Below are 18,955 nucleotides of genomic sequence, written 5' to 3'. Positions count from 1 at the left end.
TCCTTTAAATTAATGTTGTGCTTCCCTTGCTGTCGACATTTTCCAAATATGCTGCCTCATTATAGGCGGCAATATCAAAATGCTGGTCGTCACTGGTCTGGATAATTGAAGTCGAAGTATTTTTCAAGCTCGTAAGGTGTTCGTTGCCGGTCAAAGCCTTAATACCAAGCTGACTGATCGATCCATGCGAAAAAATCAAGATATTCTGACCGTCCGAAACCGTCTGAAGGCGGTGAATAATGCCCGCTTTAAAACGCTTGCGGGCTGCCGTGAATTTTTCAATCCCGAAAGCCAGCAAACGCGGGTCATCCCGCCGATGAGTCAAAGCATCAAAAAGCTCCGGGTAAGCAGTCTTGACCTGTGTCCTTGTCAAACCTTCCCAGTCGCCAAAGCCAACTTCCCGAAAGTCTTCGTCATCAACAATTGGCGCTTTGCCATATTTTTTCGTATGTGATAATGTCAGCTCGGCCGTTACCCTCGCTCGCCTGATCGGACTGGTATAAATGGCTGCAAAATCGAATTTATCGAGAAACACAGCCAAATCCTCACAATCTTTTTTACTCGACTCCAAAAGCGGCGAATCACCGTTTGCACCTTGAAAACGCGATTCCAAATTCCATTCCGTCCGCCCATGTCTCACAATAAAAATCCGTTTCATAGTATTTAGAATACAATTAAACTTACCGAAATAGGAACTGGAAAAACGAAAATTTGACGCTTAAGCCCTTTCATCAGATTTTTCAGCATTTCGCAAGGCAAACATCGCCAAAGCAAAATCACCATAAGTCGCCGAACCGTTATTCTCGATCGCTGGGTGAACAATGTAATCATCCAAAGCCGGCACCGTCAAATAATCGTTATTCATCAGCTTAAACTGCTGGCGTGTTTTTGCTAAAAGGCCTGGACGGCTGGAGACAGAACCGCCGAAAATAATTTTGTCCGGCCGAAAATCCAACGTAGCTGACCAAGCAGCCTGTGCCAAATAATAGGCAATAATCTCCCAGACTGGATCATCATCGGCAATATCTTCGCCTTTGATACCGGTTCTTGCGGCTAATGAAGGTCCAGAAGCTAATCCTTCCAGACAGTCGCCATGAAAACGGCAGACACCGGGGAAATTAATGTCATCAGGATGTTTTCTCAAAAGAATATGGCCCATTTCCGGATGAGAACGGCCGCCGACAAAAGATCCGCCCTGAATGACACCCGCGCCAACACCGGTGCCGATCGTGAAATAGACCAGCGTCTCCTCTTTGGGCACGCCCCCGAATTGATATTCGCCATATGCAGATGAATTAACATCGGTCGTGAAGAAAACCGGGACATTGATGGCGGCTTTCAGGCTGCCGACAAAATCAAAATCAGACCAGCCGACTTTTGGTGTTTTTGTGATAAAGCCATAATCCGGCCTGTTTTCCTTGATACCGATCGGCCCAAAAGAGCCGATTCCGATCGAAGCGACGTTGAACTTTTGAAAAAAGGCAATCGTTTTTCCCATTGTCTCGGCAGGATTCGTCGTCTTAAAAGTCTCCTGATCAATAATATTAAAATCATCCCCGGCCACAGCACAGACAAATTTTGTGCCGCCAGCTTCGATCGAACCCAGTAATTTATCTTCGGTTAACATAGCTACTTCCCCAATTTTTTAGATTTAACAAAACTATTCTACCCGACTTTTATCTGGATGTTGTTAAACGCTTAATAATTTTTTTGGGCAAACAAAAAACCGGTCTCAAACCGGCTTTAACTCCGTGTATAAATTGCTCTCAACCCTGCCAAATCACCAGGTGACAGCTGACTTTTCCCTTGGTCGATCGGATACATGACCGAATCGCGACTGCTGCTATGCCCCAATCCTAGTGCATGCCCTAATTCGTGAACGGCCACGGATAGCGAGAGCGACTGCTGATAGCTCATATTCAGGCTGGCCATGCCATGGTTATAAGCAGTATTTGCGATACCATAATGCTGAATAATCTGCGGGCCGCCACGGCCGAGCTCGATCGTTCCGAGTTGTGAGACCGGGCCGTCATCTTTACGGTAATCCGTAAAAACGACACTATTCTGCGTACCAGTCGCGTTGCCCGGAATCAGGCGGACAATCCCAGTCGCATTATAGATATTGACGGCTCGTTGAAAAAGTTGTTGGGCAGCTTGCGGCAAACCAGGCTGGAAACGATAGTAATAAACATTGCTTAAAGGCACGCCGGCAACAATCGACTCGACAGGTGTGGCATTTGGGTCAGTAGGCACTTCTGTACTTGCTGAATTCTGGCCGCTTGCTTGGCCAGTGGATCCTGAATCAATCGTCGGCAGGCTAGGCAGATTGAATCCCTGACCCTTCTGCCCCAGTGCCAGCGTCAGCCGTTTCCAGGAATCATTGAGCTGAGAAGCGATCGAATCTGTCGACTGGCGGACGACTTGATTGCCGTTGCCTGGCAAAGTAATGTAATTCTGATGTACCAGAAAAGTACCAGTTGCCAGTCCGGCAAGCAGAATAATTGTTAATTTATGTCTCACTAATAATCTCGTCCATGACCTTAATTACAGCCCTTTATACGCTATGAAAATAAAACTGACATAAAAACAGATTCCTATTTCTTTTTCAGGTTACTCTCTTTTCAAATGCAGTTCTGTCAACTGGCCAATCCCTTTAATGCCGATTAGTGACAGACGTTTTTCATAATCTGCTTCTTCAAACAATCGCTTACCCCGGCCAATCAAGATAGGCGCAATTTGAATCCAAAATTCATCAATCAGGTCTTGTCGAACCAGTTGCGTCACGATTGCGCCGCCGCCGACAATCCAGATATTTTTACCTTCAGTCAATTTTAAATCCGTGACAATAGCTGCGGGATCGCCAGAAACATATCGCCCGCCATCAGCAACTGAACCAGTCTGACTGCGTGAAAAGACGATTTTTTCTTTGCCAGGAAACATGGGCCTATCTCCAAGTATTTTGCCTGTCTCTTTATAAGTCGTATTGCCCATAACGACCATGTCAATGCCGGCCTCAAAATCCGCAATGCTATAATCCGGATCCAATTCTGTGTCAAACAGCCACTGCAAACTATCATCTTTTCGAGCTAGAAAGCCGTCAAGACTAATCGCACCGTAAAAATAGACTTTTCTCATCGTTTTGGAGACCATGAGTCTATTTTACCAGCAGTAAAGTTAGGCCCTTTTCGTATCAAAAATACTGACTTCCTAGTGACATTTAACTTGTGGGCAATCATTAATAAACACTGAAATAACACCTGTCAGATAGTGTCAAAGTTGATCAAAAGCCCGGAACTAATGCGCTAATATAGAAACTTAATAACACATTTGGGCTTTGAAAACGGTCGACAATCGTATTGAGGCCCCAGATGATGAAAATCGCCGGCATAAGACAAGACCGTCCTACAGACACAGGACTCTCGGTCATTAAAGCCCTACCGCGCTTGATTAAAATGAATAACACAACCCACACCCAAAAAGGCGTGTGGCGAATGATTTGAAAAATAATTTGCAGAATAGCTGCCATGCTCGAGTTCTCCTTTAAAAATCCCTTGGCTTGCTACGCTAATTGTCAGTAACACACTTATATTTGGGTGCGTGCCTGACCATGAGCCTGGAATCATCATAGGAAAAAATTTCAGGAAAAAGACAGCCATTTTGTTAAGCGGTACTTTTAAGCCCTTAAGCGGTAGGATTATCAAAATGAGTTCAGTCTAGGATTTTGCTAGAATACATAAGAACTCAGAATCCCGAGGACACATTCATAATGACAAACATATCAGTGAAATCCGGAATTGAACACTTCCAAGACTTTGGCAATCATTTACCGCAGGCGAAGGTCTGTTATCGCGAAGATTGGGAAACGCTGTATTTTGGTTTGGCTGGCAAAATGTTTGGCGTCATGTCACCTCATGCCACCGACGACACGGCAATCACGCTAAAGGGCCGGCTGGAAGCCAATGCCGCGCTGTGCGAGATGTACCGTGATATCAGTGCCGGCCACCATATGAATAAAAAACACTGGATTTCCATCAAGCTGTCGACCGACGAACTTTCAGACCAAGAGATAGAGAAAATGATCGAAAACTCCTATTCGCTGGTCTTTGGCAACTTGCCTTTATCGGTCCGGAAGTCATTTGCTAGAGGCGACTGATGATTTAGCGATCAGTCGACCTAAAAATTCTTTCTCCGCTTGAGAGATGTCTTTCTTAAAATCTTCATAGCGATAGCCATTATTCGTAGGACAAGGAATTTTCAATCCTAATTTCGTAACCTCAATATCATTTCGAGGTTTCACATTGTGTGCATATGTTGATCCAGAATTTAGTGTCAGGTTCAAAGACCCAGTTCCATCGGTATTTCTTTCCGGGTAAAGGTAAAAACCGTGTTTTGCGTCAAATCTCAGCATATAGGCCAAAACTTGTAAATAATCTTTATTTTGGATATTCTCAACTGGCTTATACTTTGCATCCGCTATGACGACATTCTGAGTCCCTTTACTCAAAAAATCAGGGTAAATCAAACCTTGCTGACGAATATCGGTCGAAAAAAGCTCTTGAGCACCCTTATGGCCCTTGTTCATTGGATGATCAAAATCCGAACCGATCAGGGTATTGATATATTCTTCCCAGAGCCAAGCACCATCGAACAAGACACCGTGAAAATGCTCAGGACCTAAACCAATTTGATGTTTTTCGTGTCGCAAAATCATTAGGCACAAGCGCTGGAGCGTACGATACTCACGGAAATAGGCATGTCTTACAGGATTGTCTTCATTCTTGATAATAATTTTCCTTCTGTTCTGATAGCCATAACTGCCGATTATTGAAACCACTAGATCAACTTGGTCTTTTACTTGACGCAGCAAGTGATTTCCGTAAGGCTGGCTTTTAATGTATTCGATCGTGTGTCTGACCAATTCCATGAGATCGTTGTCGTAAGAAAATTCTCTCTGACTATAAGCAACTCGACCAATAAAAGGCGAGTTTTGTCGAACATGGCGGGCGATATCAATGACACCGCGGACATTACTGTTGTTATACTCATGGCGAATATAAGTCTTATAAGCACCCTTGCGCATCGCAGATTTTAAATAATAAGGAAACAAAAATACGAACCAATCAAACACACGATTTTCTTGATTCGCAGCTGTATTCAAACTCAAGATGTTTGGCAAATCTAAAACTTTTTCCAAGAGATACTGAAAAAAATAATCTTGTTGACCCACTGAAAAACGTGATTCAATGACCAATCGTTCGCTCCCTAAGCCTATAAATCCCATCACATTGCTCGAACGATAGCAATTATCGATTTTTTGTAGAACAATCTCATCTTTAGTGATATCTTCTGCGTCCTCAATCAAATCAGGGAAGACAAATATCCCCTCTTTTTCAAGTTGTCCCAGAGTCTTATCACCGATTCGATCCACAATCCCACTAATTGCTTGAAAAGCAGCTGCAGGGTTACGAGTATTATCCTTAATTTTCAATGGCTATTCCCATCTGGATCAGTAGGCCGTTCTGCATTATCTTGAGCAGCACTCTGATAACCGCGATTATAGGCTGCTTCGAATTTTTGCATGATGCCTTCTTCATCATTCATGCCACGAACATAGTCTTGGAGAAGAGGCTGTAAGTAATCGTTCCAAAGTGCGTCAAAAGTCAAATGTTTCAATTTCAAAAAGTATGCGCCACCAATGGCGTAATTTTCGTTTAAGCCTTCTACATTAACGATCGCATCATTCAAAGATTGCATGCATTGAATTGTCATTTGCCGCTTTGGTTCATCCAGTTCGTCCAGCATTCCAATGTTGTCTTGTGCCTTAATTTCGATAAAGCGAAAACGACGCCGCATCGCAAAATCAAAACTATCAACTGAACGATCAATATCATTCATTGTCCCGATAATATAGACATTTTCTGGTATGGAGAACTTGCTTCCCGGATCATCATGTAAATTCGCATATTGTGTCAGTACCCCGTTAGTGGTTCCGCGATAACCTGGGTCAATAGCAAAAAACAATTCACCAAAAATTTTAGAAATTTCACCACGATTAATCTCATCGATGATAAAAACAAAGTTCTTCTTTTTCGGAGGGACGGTTGGTAAAGTAGGACGCGTGTTGCGTATTTTAATTTTTTTGTAAAGTGCTAAATCATAAGAATACTGTTGGGTTCCATGCGGTTTACCAAAAAACACATTAACATCTTTAACTTGTTTAAAATCCTGGTTAGCCGTCAACATGCTTTGTAGTTCATGGATATTCAAGCTGACCTTATCCGAAATTTTGTTACCCGGTACATCAATACGGATATGCCGGTCATCTATGCCAGCAATAGTAAATTTCGAGCCGTTGACAGTCGAAAAGGTATCACCACCAAACTCAATATTCTCAAAGAAAGCATCCATCTTATTGTCAGCGGTTGCTTCTTTTTGGATATCTTCTTTTGATTTTTGGGAATTGTCCAAATTAGCTTGTGCCTGAGAAACAAATTTCTTGAAGACACCATCTTGTAATTCAAATCCCATTGAGCCATCATCGTTGATTTTTGGACGCAAGCCTTCGACAAAATCTGTATAATCGTAGCTAGGATGAAATTGGACAAAGCCTATACGGGATTTCTCCTCATCAGTCAAATCTTTTGTTGCTGTGCTTCTACCATTTGAAACAATATCAGCCGCAAGTGACTTGGCCAGATAAGTCTTACCCGTGCCCGGCGCACCTCGAAAAATAATGTTTTTGGATTCCAGAAGAACGTTTGAAAATTGATTTTTGTAAGAAACTTTGTCTTGAATTTCTTTCTTTGAATCGTTTATTTGATCCTCAAATTCCCAAAAATCATTAACGATTTCCTCTATCTGAGCATCAGTAGGCGATTGTGTGCCAAGCGGAATGTTTGCAAAAATATTTGCCTGAGATTCGTGTACATATTGTTCTACTTTCAATTCTTTTTGAGATTCATCTGATCGATCATAAACAATATTGACATCAGCGCTATTAACAAAGCCCTTGCTCCAAAGTTTTGCCCCTCCCCAAGATTGATTAAAATTCCATCCAAATTTCAATCCACCTATTAATATTGACGAGGATCCAGAAGATTTCTTTTTTCCTGTAATGTAAGTATTTGCCTGTGCTTTTTCTCGCGAATATTTACCCTCATTTTCTCGATAACACCAGTCACTATAGTCAACAAACTCACGAACTACTTTTGTCAATTCGGAGCGTGCGGTTTTATTTTGTTCAGATTTTAATAAATCATTCTCATCAGTTTGTATCATAGTCATTCATCTTTCAGTTATATCAGCTTTTTTATCGCGACTAGTAGGCACTACATGAACCGTTTTTATCCACAGTCGTAAGTATTATTTTCGCGATCACCTTGCGCATTAAATTTTTAAAAATAATCAAATCAGGTATAAGTTCGGTTTCAGAACGGGCTTTTTCTGTCTTTTCACCATGAACGATATAATCCCTCGAATCGATCATACCTTGCAACAGAAGTTGAACATCTACTTTTCTTCCTTCTATAACATGCTGCGCCGACTCATCCAAGTTATCCAGTAACCCAAAAAAATATTGAAGTTTTTCAATAGCTCTCTTAATGGGTTTCCCATTAGATGGATATTTTAAATCTATGCAATAGGACTCAATGCCTGATACCAAGGTAATGATTTGAGTATTCACGGGTATCTGAAATTGGTCTACAGTCAAATATGTACTAACAAGATTTTGAAGTTTCACATCAGCTAAATACTTTTTCAAGATAGAATCAAATTTTTCAGAGATCCGGCGATAAGGATAATCTGATTGGTCTATTTTTTCAACAATAGTTTGAGGAAGGAAAGATTGATCTAAAAACCAATTTTCTCGTTCATCTTCAGGATTCATTATCTTTGTCTTAGGATTAAATGATTTATTTCGATTGAGAATAATACGACTAATGCCTATTGCCTTGCCTATCAAAATTTGGAAAAAATTTCGAATAGCAACTGCTAGACGATAAATAAAATCTCTTGTCTGCGTCTCCTCAAAGCTAATCTTGATAAAAGTGTGTGCCGTTCGCTCAAACGAGTGAAGCTTATGTTTTTCTTTTCCTTCTGCACCAACCATCAAGGAAAATGTTTTGCCTTCAAATTGTAAATTAGAAAAAATTAAGGGTGGTGTTGTTTCGAGTTCCTGTTCGGGCTTAAAAAGGGCGAACCAAGAATAAATGTGATCGAGATATAATCTTGCTTGATAAACACCACTAGCCAGCATATACTGACTAGACATGGAATAATCGTTAATCAGCCATTTGGAAGTTTCGTTACTGAAGTGATTAAATGCGCTGGGAGAATGTGAAGCTATCTTAAAATATTTATGTATGACAAAAAGTATCCTGCCATCCCAAGTACGAGCAAACCATGTGTAACCATCTTCCTCCGAAGATACCCTATCTTCATCGTTGTAAATAATGCCGGTCTTCCTAAAATCTTTCTTTCTGGGATTATCAGCTAATTCTAAATAAGTTTCCCCATTTCGCCGTGTTAGCTCCCCTGGAATCTGTTGGCTGGGATCGATATCCTCGATCCCACCTTGTTCGATTAGACCGTATCCAACATATACCGGAAATGTAAAATCATCCCGCATATCATATTCTGTAAACTTCTTTTTCTCCATACTCACAATCCCTTATTAGTTCGCTTCCAGAAGCTGTGCCACAATATGTTGCACAGTGCTAATAATGACATCCAATTTGGCAGTAAACCACTCTCGTGGATTGATAATTCGGCCATTTCCAGCTTCAATATCTACATTAAGCTGATACGGAGAAAGCGCATGATGCAGTGCCGTTTCCAATGTTTCAGCTTTCAAATTAACGACTTTTAATTCACTAACTAGTCGAACTGGGCCATACAAATAAGTTGGTTCATTCGCAGCGTTGGCAATTCTTGACTGAACGGATCCGGTAGTAAATCCAACTTTGTAAAGTGGGTATTCGGCTTGAATTTTTTTTATCTGTGGATTTTCACTCAAAGTCTCCAGAATATAAATATATCCGGTAACACGATCTTCATTTTTTAATTCAAAATTCTCTTCCAGGTCCGTCACAATACGGCCCTGCCTCCCATATAGCGAAGCAGCTAATCCGTTTCGTGTTGGATTATTCTCAGTGCCATTGTCGTAGACCACGTGCATACGAGCATCCGTCTTGCGTTGACTATTGTCATTCAATTTGACCTCTTCGCCAATTTCATCAATATACAGTAGTTGCCCTTTTAAAACATAAAAATGCTTCGGTAGCAATTCGTAATTTCTGAATGGCAACAATTGCCGCTGACCAGATGCTATTTCTGCCTGCGTCTTATTGAACAAATTTCGATAAATACCGAAATCACTTGCAGCCTTCCGCTGTGAAATAACTTCGGGTTTGTTCTCTTGTTCCCGTTTGATTTCATTCAACCTGTCAGTATCAAACAATCTACTATCAGCAACTTGTTGATCACTTTTTTTGAACAGTATAGAATCATCACTCAAAATATCGTCCAACGAAGAAAAATTTTTTTCTTCTTTTTGCACGACCTCATCAAGCCCTTGTGAATTCTCTTGTTCCTTTAGGAGTCCGATCGTGTCATAATGTTTTAACAATTCATACCTTTTGGGATCCTCACGAATTCCCTTAAGACGGCTCGCTAACTTGCGCTGTTGCATTTCCGCAGGATCGCGTAATTTTTGAGGTTCCTGACCGTCATGATCGTTTACCCACTTGATAATCTCTTGAAATCCTTCAACTAACGGATCGGAACTAACTGAATGATGTTTTGGCTTACTGGCAAGCAAGTTTGTAGCGTCCGGATCATTAAAAATATCTTCCAAGGAGCGGATTGGATTCAAATTATTCAACTTGCTTTCTCCTTGCTTGCATATCCCGGAGTTTGGCTAAGGCATATGCCATCCTGGCTTCGACTTCATCGTGGCTATTTTTATCTGGTTCTCTCCCATTTTTAACAACAAATTGCTTAATTTGGTTATACAAATATACAAGTTCATCATCAGTAAAATCGTATTTTTTCGCATCAATAGAGCGTTGAATAACACGAAGGATGTCGCTATCAATATTTCGAGACAACACGTCATAAGCACGCTGAAAGGGATTAATGGAATCAATCAGATTAATATCTAATTCATCCACATTAATAAATTTGTCTGCCATTCTCAAAAACTCATTTGTGTTACCTTTTTTATCAGTTGTCTGGTCAACGACCGCGTGTCTTAATACGGTATCAGCCACTGCATATTGACGAACTTCCTCTATTTCCTCATTATTCAGGCCAGGATAACGAGTCATAATAACTTTCGGAATCAATACTTTATTCATCGTCTCAGCATTCACATTAGCTGCAATACCATTTTTGACTCCATCATCTTGAAGAATAGCTGCCTTGAGATCAGGCATATCATTCTCAATGATGCTCTTGACTTTTTCGGTTGAAGGATCCTTCAACCCACGAATAAAGATATCGCCAGCATTGCCTGTGCCCTTATTTTGCTTGTGTTTACGTGCCTTAAGGTGAATCTCTGGGGCCAGTACCTGTTCCATTAGTAGAGATGCCGTAATGGCCTTCAGAATTGAGTTAACTGCATACTGGACTTCCCCATCTTTTGCATCTGGCTCTTCAATCATATTGGTAAATTGCGCATGTGTTTTATTGGAACTATCACGCGTGACTCGTCCGATAATTTGCACAATCTCAGTTAAAGAGCGACGGTAACCGATCGTTAGTGCCTGCTCGGCCCAAGGCCAATCAAATCCTTCTTTTGCCATGCCGAGCGCAACAAGAATATCCAGCTGATCCTCATTATTCATCTTGCGTAGATAGTCTTGGACCTTGTCACGTCCTTCTTCGTTTACTAAATCAGCCACTTTCAGTAACCGACCATCTACATGACTTTTCAGAATATAAATACCGGTTTCAGGATCTTGTTTTATAACTTCTCCAATAGCATCAAAAATTGCATCAACTTCATTGTATTTGTCTTTAGTTGATTCACCGGAATTAACACTAGGAATATGGATAATTGTTTTTTTAGAGATATCGATAGCATTGTTTAAGGCGGTCAGATAAGATCCTTGATAAAATTTGTAATCAATCCCAAACGATTTCAAATATTTGTAACCATCAAGCTGCTCATAATAGGTATAACTTACCTTGTCATATAGTTGTTCATCCTCCGGGGAAAGAATTGGTGATGAATCGCCACGAAAATAAGACCCCGTCATGGCCATAATACCTTCCAAAGTTTCTTACAAATAACATTCTAAAATAAAAAGCCATCAGAAATTATCAAATTTCAAACAGCTTTCAAATGAGTTTTACAAACGGTAGTCCACTGGGTTCTAGCGGAGTTATGGCGGAGCACCTTATAATTTTGGCGGATTTGGCGGAGTTTGAACCCAATAATAAAAATCTAAAACGCCTTTATACCGCTGTTTAAGCTTCAAATATGGTTACGAAATTATTCCCACTCTATCGTTGCGGGTGGCTTGCTCGTGATGTCGTAGACAACGCGGTTGATGTGGCCGACTTCGTTGACGATGCGTTCAGAAATCTTGCCTAATAAGTCCCATGGCAGTTTGGCAAAATCAGCCGTCATACCGTCAATGGAGGTAATGGCGCGGATGGCGATCGTCCAGTCATACGTACGGCCGTCGCCCATAACGCCAACAGAGCGCAGGCCGGTCAGGATCGTGAAATACTGCCAGACATTATCTTCCAGGCCGGCTTTAGCGATCTCGTCACGCAAAATCGCATCGGAATCACGGACAATCGCCAGTTTTTCTTCGGTAATTTCACCCAAAATACGAATAGCCAATCCTGGACCTGGGAATGGCTGACGCCAGACCAAGGCATGCGGCATATCCAGCTCTTCACCCAATTCACGGGCTTCGTCCTTAAATAACGTGCGTAAAGGCTCGATCAATTTGAAGTGCATGTCTTTAGGCAGGCCACCGACATTATGATGGGATTTGATCGTCTGAGCCGTATCCGTCCCAGATTCAATCACATCCGTGTACAGAGTGCCCTGAGCTAAAAATTCAATCCCTTTCAGCTTCTTGGCTTCGTCATTAAAGGTCTCGATAAATTCCTTGCCGATAATCTTGCGTTTTTTCTCAGGCTCGGTCACATGCGCTAATTTAGACAAAAAACGCTGCTGTGCATCGATTTTGATAATGTTCAAACCAAACTTGCCAACCAGAGAATCCATCACCATGGCAGCCTCATTTTTACGCAGCAGGCCATGATCAACGAAAATACAAGTCAGCTGTTTGCCGATGGCTTTATGTAAAAGAACAGCGACGACTGAAGAATCGACACCACCGGAAAGACCTAGTAAGACCTTTTTGTCGCCAACTTCAGCGCGGATTTTTTCGATCTGGTCTTCGATGAAATCTTTCATCTGCCAATTAGCCTGGCAGCCAGCAATCTTAAAGACAAAATTCTTTATAATCTGGTTACCGTATTCAGAAAGCGTCGTCTCAGCATGGAATTGGACACCATACAGTTTCTTGTCGTCATCAGCCATGGCCGCGATTTTTGTCTTATCTGTGCTGGCTGCAATAACAAAACCATCCGGCACGGCCTCGACAGAATCACCGTGGCTCATCAGAACTTTTTGATCTTCAGGCGTGTCAGCAAACAAAAGTGACTTTTCATCAAAATGCAATGCTGCTTGGCCGAATTCGCCGTTTCCCTGATTAGCAGTGACTTTACCGCCTGGCAAGCGATAGGCAATCAACTGCATGCCGTAGCAGACACCTAGTAGCGGAATGCCCAATTCAAACATCTCTGGATCAATCGTAAAAGCATCCTCGGCGTAGACGGATTTTGGCCCACCGGATAAGATAATCGCTTTTGGTGCATAAGCTTTGATTTCGTCAATCGTCATCTTGCGCGATTTCAATTCGGAAAAAACGCCGAATTCACGGATTCTGCGTGTAATCAATTGATTATATTGGCTGCCGTAATCCAGCACCAAGACTTTGTCGTATTTTTTATCGATTTCTACCATTACTTAATCGTATCCAATTTTGTCGTATCAATGATCGCAATCACGGGCAGATTGCGAAAATAACTATTGTAATCCATGCCGTAGCCGACCAAGAAAGAATTTGGCACTTGCAGGCCCGCGTAATCAATCGGAACTTCGACGATACGAGCAGCTTTTTTATCAGTCAAGACGACCGTTGTGACTGACTTGGCGCCTTTTAACATGAAATAATCGCGCAGCCACTTCATTGTGCGGCCTGTATCGACAATCTCATCGACGACCACGACATCGCGACCTGTCATATCTGTATCGACATCATGGGTGACGCGGATGTTACCAGTCGATTCAGTGTTGTTATAAGATTTGACATCAATATAATCCAGGTCGACATCAACAGTCATTTTCCGCAGTAGATCCGTTGTAAAAATGGCTGCCCCTTTTAAGACGGAGATAAAAAGCGGCCGCGGATCAGATTCAGCAAATTTCTTGTCCAATTGATCAGCCAGATGCTGGACAACTGCCGAGATATCCGTTTCCGTGGCTAAGACTGATTTAATCGCCGGGTGGCTCACTAACGCGTTCATGATTCCTCCAAACCTATCCGTTCAAATATTTTATCGACATTGCGCAGATGATAGTGATAATCAAAAGCGTCGTCGATTTCTGCTTGAGTCAAAATTTTTGTTACTTTGCTATCCCCTTCGACCAGATCCTTGAACATCTTGTGTTCGTCCCAGGAACGGGCTGTCAAAGGCTGAATTGTGTCGTAAGCTTCTTCTCGGCTCAGGCCTTTATCGATCAGCTTCAACAGCAGACGCTGCGAATAAATCAGGCCGTAAGTCCGATGCATGTTGGCCTTCATCGTCTCCGGGAAGACAGCCAGCTTGCTGAGGATGCCGGTAAAACGCTGAAGCATGTAATCGATCAGGATCGTCGTGTCCGGCAGGATAATCCGTTCGGCAGATGAATGAGAAATATCGCGTTCATGCCACAAAGTAATATCGTCCATGGCTGTCTGCATGTGGCCGCGAATCACGCGGGCAAGACCAGTCATGTTTTCCGAGCCAATCGGATTTCTTTTATGTGGCATTGACGATGAACCCTTCTGACCGGCCGCGAAATTCTCTTCGACTTCATGAATTTCTGAGCGCTGCAGGCCGCGAATTTCCGTCGCAAAATTCTCAATTCCGGTCGCAATTAAGGCAATGTCATTAATGTAAGCCGCATGCAGATCACGCGGCAGGACTTGAGAAGCAATCGGCTGAGGCGTTAAGTCTAATTGGGCCATGGCGTCTTCCTCGACAGACATGGGAATATTAGCAAAAGTCCCGACAGCACCGGATAATTTGCCCGTCTCTAGTGCTTTAGAGGAGATATTAAAACGCTGGATGTTTCGCAGGGTCTCTTCATAATAACGTGCCACAACCAAGCCAAAAGTCGTCGGCTCAGCTTGAACACCGTGTGTCCGGCCCATCATGACAGTCTTTTTGTATTTCAGCGCCATGACCTTGATTTGTGCCAGATAGGCAGCTAAATCTTTTTTGATGATTTGATTAGCTTGTTTTAAACGCAAGCCTTGAGCTGTATCGACGACATCAGTGGAGGTCAAGCCAAAATGGATCCAGCGTTTTTCTGGACCCAAAGATTCTGATAAATCACGTGTAAAAGCGACAACATCATGATGCGTCTGTGCTTCGATCTCTGCGATTCGGTCAACATTGAAATGTGCCTTAGCGCGAATAGCGTCCACATCAGCTTGTGGAATCGCGCCATAATTGGCCCAAGCCTGGTCAACGGCAATTTCAACTTCCAGCCAGGTCTGGTACTGATTCTGCAGTTCCCAAACGGCGCCCATTTCCGGATTCGTATATCGATCAATCATGCGGTATGCATCGCCTCTCTGCCGTCAGACCAAAGATCTTTCAGCAAGTGAGTCTGTTCAGCATGCGGGCCGACAGCAAAGCTCAATAGCGGCCGCTCCAGCAATTCGGAAATCCGTTTCAAATAATTTTGTGCATTGACTGGCAGATCTTCAAAATGCGCGTCATCACTAATATCTTCCGACCAGCCCGGCAGCGTCTCATAGATCGCAGTCGCGCCTTTTAGCAAACGCAGATTGGCTGGGAAATTGTCAATACGCTGGCCATCTTTTTCGTAGGCAACCGCGATTTTAACTTCTTTTAAGCCGGAAAGCACATCCAATGAATTAACTGCTAATTCCGTGATGCCGGCAACTAGAACGGCATGGCGCAAAGCAACTGTGTCCAGCCAGCCGATCCGGCGGGGACGTTTCGTAATCACGCCGTATTCGTGACCGATTTCGCGGATATGGCTGCCCATTTCGTTTTTCAATTCAGTCGGGAAAGGCCCTTCGCCGACACGCGAGGTATAAGCTTTGACAACGCCGGCAACTTCATGGATTTTATCCGGGCCGACACCTGTGCCAACAGCAGCACCGGCACCAACGGGATTTGATGAGGTGACAAAAGGATAAGTACCGTGGTCGATATCCAGCATGACGCCCTGAGCGCCTTCAAAGACGATCCGCTTGTTTTCCCGCGTCAATTCGTCCATGAGAACCGTGACATCCGTCACATATTTGGCTAGTTCTTTTCCGTAGGCGCTGTATTCGTTATAAACAGTCTCATAATCAAAAGGCTGTCCGCCGTATAATTTCGTAATTTCATTATTCTTTAAAGGCAGCACTTGTTTTAGTGCTTCGGCAAAGGCTTCTGGATCAATTAAATCCACCATGCGAATGCCCTGCCGATTGATTTTATCAGCGTAAGTCGGGCCGATGCCCTTTTTCGTCGTACCGATACGGCCGCCGCTGGCTTCTTCTGCCAAGCCGTCCAAGGCAATATGATATGGCATAATCACCTGTGCTCGATCCGAAATGCGCAAGCCGGATAGATCAATACCGCGCTCCGACAAGCCTTTCATTTCTGTCAGTAATTCTTTTGGATTGACAACTTCACCGTTGCCGATAATTGCTAAATGTTTGGGATTGATGATACCCACCGGCAGCGCCGACAATTCGAATTTATTGCCGCCATGATATACCGTATGACCCGCGTTATCACCACCTTGATAGCGGGCGACTGCGTCAGCCGTTTGGCAAAACAAGTCAACAACCTTGCCTTTGCCTTCGTCTCCCCATTGCGATCCTACTACGACAATTCCAGCCATAAAATCTCCTAAAGTTCTAAATAATCAAAAAAACACGTCGTTGTTCTCGACGTGAATTACTATATGCGATTAGAACACGAACGTTATCAAATCCGGACGTAATTTGGGGCAGCTTTTGTAATATGGACATCGTGCGGGTGAGATTCGATCAAACCAGCATTTGTAATCTGGACAAATTCAGCTTTTTCGATCAGATCTTTGATGTCGGCAGAACCTGTGTAACCCATGCCGGCACGGATGCCGCCAAGGTCTTCAAAGATCACGTCATCGACAGTGCCTTTATATGCAGTCACGGCTTCGATACCTTCAGGAACCAGTTTGTTGACCTCTTTGACTTCGCCTTGGAAGTAACGGTCTTTAGAACCATTCTGCATAGCTGCCATGGATCCCATGCCGCGGTAAGTTTTGTATTGTTTGCCATCTTCGCCTGTGATCACTTCACCAGGTGCTTCTTTGGTGCCGGCCAACATCGAGCCCAGCATGACAGCATTGCCACCGGCAGCAATCGCTTTGACAATATCGCCGGACCACTTCATACCGCCATCAGCGATGATTGTCTTGCCATAATCAGCTGCAGCTTGGGCAGCATCGGTAATGGCTGTAATTTGCGGAACGCCAACACCGGCAACAACACGCGTCGTGCAGATCGAACCAGGACCGATACCGACTTTGGCAACATCAGCACCGGCATCGAATAAGGCTTTGGCACCAGATTCAGTGGCGATGTTGCCGCCAATAATATTCAAGGTTGGATAAGCGCTGCGGATGTCACGGATTTTTCTTAAAACACCAGCCGAATGACCGTGAGCTGAATCAACGACGATGGCGTTTGCACCAGCTGAGACTAAAGCGGTGACGCGGTCTAAGGTATCGTTTGTCACACCAACACCAGCCGCAACAATCAGCTGGCCCTTTGAATCAATAGCAGCATTGGGATACTTGTTTAAATCAACTGCCGTGGCCTTGACTTTGGCGACTTCAGCAGCTTGATCTGCGATCAGCATGTTCTTGTGAATCACGCCCATGCCGCCATTTAAAGCCAATTGCGCGGCCATGGCGTGTTCTGTGACTGTATCCATAGCTGCGCTTAGAATCGGGATATTCAAGTGCAGAGTCGGTGTCAGGTCAGTACCCAGTTTGACTTGGTCAGGTGTCACATCTGAAGCGGCCGGGATCAGCAGAACATCGTCAAAAGTCAATCCGAGTTTCTTATATTTGTTTGAAAAATCTGTCATATTATCCTCACGTTTATATACAAAAAGGCATTCGCAGAAAGCTTCAAGAAGTCCCTGCGGATGCCAAAAAGAGCTACATCCACAGATAGTCCAGCATAGGTGCTGGGTAGAAACTGTCAGCCATTATCCGACGATATACCTGCTTGATTGTTATTTATCTTACCAAAGATCAGTAAAAAAGCAACAGCTAAATTGGCCGAGAATGCCAAATCTTAATGCTGCCGTGAAAAATTTTTCTGGAAATCGGCCAATTGATAACCGATATCATGACGATAAGTCAGTTTTAAATGTGCCTGATCTAAATATTTATAAATTTTTTCTTGTGCCGCCAGCATTGTCGCAGCGTGCACCACGATCGTCGCCACACGTCCGCCAGTCGATAGGAATTGCTGGCCGGACTTGCGTACGGCCGCATAATCAATCTCAAAACCATCTGGCAAGTCTGCTGGCAGTGGCGTTGGGAAGCCCGGCTGAACATCTTCGGGATAACCCGGAGCTGCGATATCAACGCCTAAATACACGTCTTGATCTTGCCAAGCTGCCTGAGTCGTTTTGCCAGCAAGCAGATCTGAGATCAGCTCGTAAAAATCCGAGGTCAATTGAGGCAGAATCACCTGTGTCTCTGGATCGCCAAAACGCACATTGAATTCGACGACTTTAACACCTGCCTGTGTCAACATCAAGCCGGAATACAAGACCCCGACAAAAGGTGTCTGATTGGCGGCCATGGCCCGGATTGTCGGCAGAATAATTTTGTCTGTTGTCTCTTGTAAGACTGAATCCGGCAGCTGCAGCATCGGGCTATAGGCACCCATGCCGCCAGTATTAGGCCCTTTGTCGGCATCAAAACGGCGCTTGTGATCCTGAGCCGCTGGCAAGTTAACGATTTGTCCATGACTGCCGACTAAGGTAAACATTGAAAACTCTATCCCAGACATGAAGTCTTCGATTAACAGACTTTCGGCAGGATTTTTGCTGTAGATGTCAGTGAGTTTTTCAGCAGCTTCTGGGCGCGTTTTGATAATTGAGACGCCCTTTCCAGCCGCTAAACCGTCTAGCTTAAAGACAAGCGGAAACTGTTTGCCAGCCACGATTTTTTCAGCATCGGTCAGTGAACTAACCGTATGATAAGCTGCCGTCGGTGCCTGGGCTAATTGCAGGATTTTTTTGGTGAATGTCTTGGATCCTTCTAATTGAGCAGCCGCTTTATTTGGCCCGAAAATGCGCAGGCCGGCTTGTTGAAAAGCATCAACGACGCCCAAAACCAGCGGCTCTTCACTGCCCACAAAAGTCAAGTCGATCTCTTCTTTTTTCGCCAGAGCGACCAAACCGGGCAAATCATCCACGGCCACGGACGCAGTCTGGATGCCAAGCTCTATCATCCCGTCATTGCCAGGTGCGACAATCACAGTGTCGACATGTTTGCTTGTCAGAAATGTTTTGGCTAGGCTATGCTCGCGAGCACCTGTGCCAATGATTAATACTTTAGCCATGACTAATG

Annotated in this window: 16 protein-coding genes, 1 pseudogene and 1 riboswitch; of the genes and pseudogenes, 1 reads left to right on the top strand and 16 read right to left on the bottom strand. The window is 43.6% G+C overall.

What is annotated here, in order from left to right:
* Window positions 1-4: 4 nt before the first annotated feature.
* From OKIT_RS06625 to OKIT_RS06605, 5 genes are all read right to left on the bottom strand, one after another.
* Window positions 5-658, bottom strand: coding sequence for a histidine phosphatase family protein (locus OKIT_RS06625; protein ID WP_007746343.1), 654 nt, complete (start codon window positions 656-658; stop codon window positions 5-7).
* 60 nt (window positions 659-718) lie between these two features.
* Window positions 719-1,627, bottom strand: a complete 909-nt coding sequence (scrK, locus tag OKIT_RS06620; RefSeq protein WP_007746341.1) for a fructokinase ScrK — start codon at window positions 1,625-1,627, stop codon at window positions 719-721.
* 116 nt (window positions 1,628-1,743) lie between these two features.
* The gene (locus OKIT_RS06615; RefSeq protein WP_007746340.1) at window positions 1,744-2,520 is read right to left on the bottom strand and encodes a matrixin family metalloprotease; all 777 of its coding nucleotides are present in this window, start codon (window positions 2,518-2,520) and stop codon (window positions 1,744-1,746) included.
* 90 nt (window positions 2,521-2,610) lie between these two features.
* The gene (locus OKIT_RS06610) at window positions 2,611-3,150 is read right to left on the bottom strand and encodes a dihydrofolate reductase family protein (RefSeq protein ID WP_007746338.1); all 540 of its coding nucleotides are present in this window, start codon (window positions 3,148-3,150) and stop codon (window positions 2,611-2,613) included.
* A gap of 130 nt (window positions 3,151-3,280) precedes the next feature.
* Window positions 3,281-3,526 carry a hypothetical protein gene (locus OKIT_RS06605; protein WP_007746334.1) on the bottom strand — a complete coding sequence of 82 codons (246 nt, stop codon included), beginning with the start codon at window positions 3,524-3,526 and terminating at the stop codon, window positions 3,281-3,283.
* Window positions 3,527-3,766: 240 nt separating this feature from the next.
* On the opposite strand from OKIT_RS06605, the gene OKIT_RS06600 reads away from it, so the two are divergent.
* Window positions 3,767-4,153, top strand: coding sequence for an MmcQ/YjbR family DNA-binding protein (locus OKIT_RS06600; RefSeq protein ID WP_007746333.1), 387 nt, complete (start codon window positions 3,767-3,769; stop codon window positions 4,151-4,153).
* Here OKIT_RS06600 and OKIT_RS06595 read toward each other — a convergent pair.
* From OKIT_RS06595 to purD, 11 genes and pseudogenes are all read right to left on the bottom strand, one after another.
* Window positions 4,133-5,488: a 5-methylcytosine restriction system specificity protein McrC gene (locus OKIT_RS06595; RefSeq protein ID WP_007746332.1), complete on the bottom strand. Its 1,356-nt coding sequence runs from the start codon at window positions 5,486-5,488 to the stop codon at window positions 4,133-4,135. The two genes, OKIT_RS06600 and OKIT_RS06595, sit on opposite strands and share 21 nt — an antisense overlap.
* Complete coding sequence (locus OKIT_RS06590) at window positions 5,485-7,278, bottom strand: McrB family protein (RefSeq protein ID WP_007746330.1); 1,794 nt, start codon at window positions 7,276-7,278, stop codon at window positions 5,485-5,487. Before OKIT_RS06590 ends, OKIT_RS06595 begins: the two co-directional genes overlap by 4 nt.
* A gap of 40 nt (window positions 7,279-7,318) precedes the next feature.
* The gene (locus tag OKIT_RS06585; protein ID WP_007746328.1) at window positions 7,319-8,659 is read right to left on the bottom strand and encodes an ApeA N-terminal domain 1-containing protein; all 1,341 of its coding nucleotides are present in this window, start codon (window positions 8,657-8,659) and stop codon (window positions 7,319-7,321) included.
* 15 nt (window positions 8,660-8,674) lie between these two features.
* Window positions 8,675-9,883, bottom strand: a complete 1,209-nt coding sequence (locus OKIT_RS06580) for a GIY-YIG nuclease family protein (RefSeq protein WP_007746326.1) — start codon at window positions 9,881-9,883, stop codon at window positions 8,675-8,677.
* Window positions 9,876-11,270, bottom strand: a pseudogene (locus OKIT_RS06575) (DEAD/DEAH box helicase); the annotation flags it as partial. The gene OKIT_RS06580 and the pseudogene OKIT_RS06575, both read right to left, overlap by 8 nt.
* A 227-nt stretch (window positions 11,271-11,497) precedes the next feature.
* On the bottom strand, window positions 11,498-13,051 hold the full coding sequence (gene guaA / locus OKIT_RS06570) for a glutamine-hydrolyzing GMP synthase (RefSeq protein WP_007746324.1): 1,554 nt from the start codon (window positions 13,049-13,051) through the stop codon (window positions 11,498-11,500).
* Window positions 13,051-13,614 (bottom strand): hypoxanthine phosphoribosyltransferase, encoded by a 564-nt coding sequence (gene hpt / locus OKIT_RS06565; protein WP_007746323.1) that lies wholly within the window; start codon window positions 13,612-13,614, stop codon window positions 13,051-13,053. Before hpt ends, guaA begins: the two co-directional genes overlap by 1 nt.
* Window positions 13,611-14,912, bottom strand: a complete 1,302-nt coding sequence (gene purB / locus OKIT_RS06560) for an adenylosuccinate lyase (protein WP_007746322.1) — start codon at window positions 14,910-14,912, stop codon at window positions 13,611-13,613. The genes hpt and purB overlap by 4 nt, the downstream gene beginning before the upstream one ends.
* Window positions 14,909-16,219: an adenylosuccinate synthase gene (locus OKIT_RS06555; RefSeq protein WP_007746321.1), complete on the bottom strand. Its 1,311-nt coding sequence runs from the start codon at window positions 16,217-16,219 to the stop codon at window positions 14,909-14,911. Before OKIT_RS06555 ends, purB begins: the two co-directional genes overlap by 4 nt.
* Before the next feature lie 86 nt (window positions 16,220-16,305).
* A complete protein-coding gene (gene guaB / locus OKIT_RS06550) occupies window positions 16,306-17,454 on the bottom strand; it encodes an IMP dehydrogenase (RefSeq protein ID WP_007746320.1) in 1,149 nt (382 codons plus the stop codon).
* A 66-nt stretch (window positions 17,455-17,520) separates the two neighbouring features.
* Window positions 17,521-17,615, bottom strand: a riboswitch (purine riboswitch).
* Window positions 17,616-17,666: 51 nt separating this feature from the next.
* Complete coding sequence (gene purD / locus OKIT_RS06545; RefSeq protein ID WP_007746319.1) at window positions 17,667-18,947, bottom strand: phosphoribosylamine--glycine ligase; 1,281 nt, start codon at window positions 18,945-18,947, stop codon at window positions 17,667-17,669.
* Window positions 18,948-18,955: the final 8 nt, after the last annotated feature.

It is taken from the genome of Oenococcus kitaharae DSM 17330 (genome assembly GCF_000241055.1).
In the GTDB taxonomy this organism is placed as follows: Bacteria; Bacillota; Bacilli; order Lactobacillales; family Lactobacillaceae; genus Oenococcus; species Oenococcus kitaharae.
Note: the sequence above shows the minus strand (reverse complement) of the source record. Positions and strands in the feature narration are given on the sequence as shown.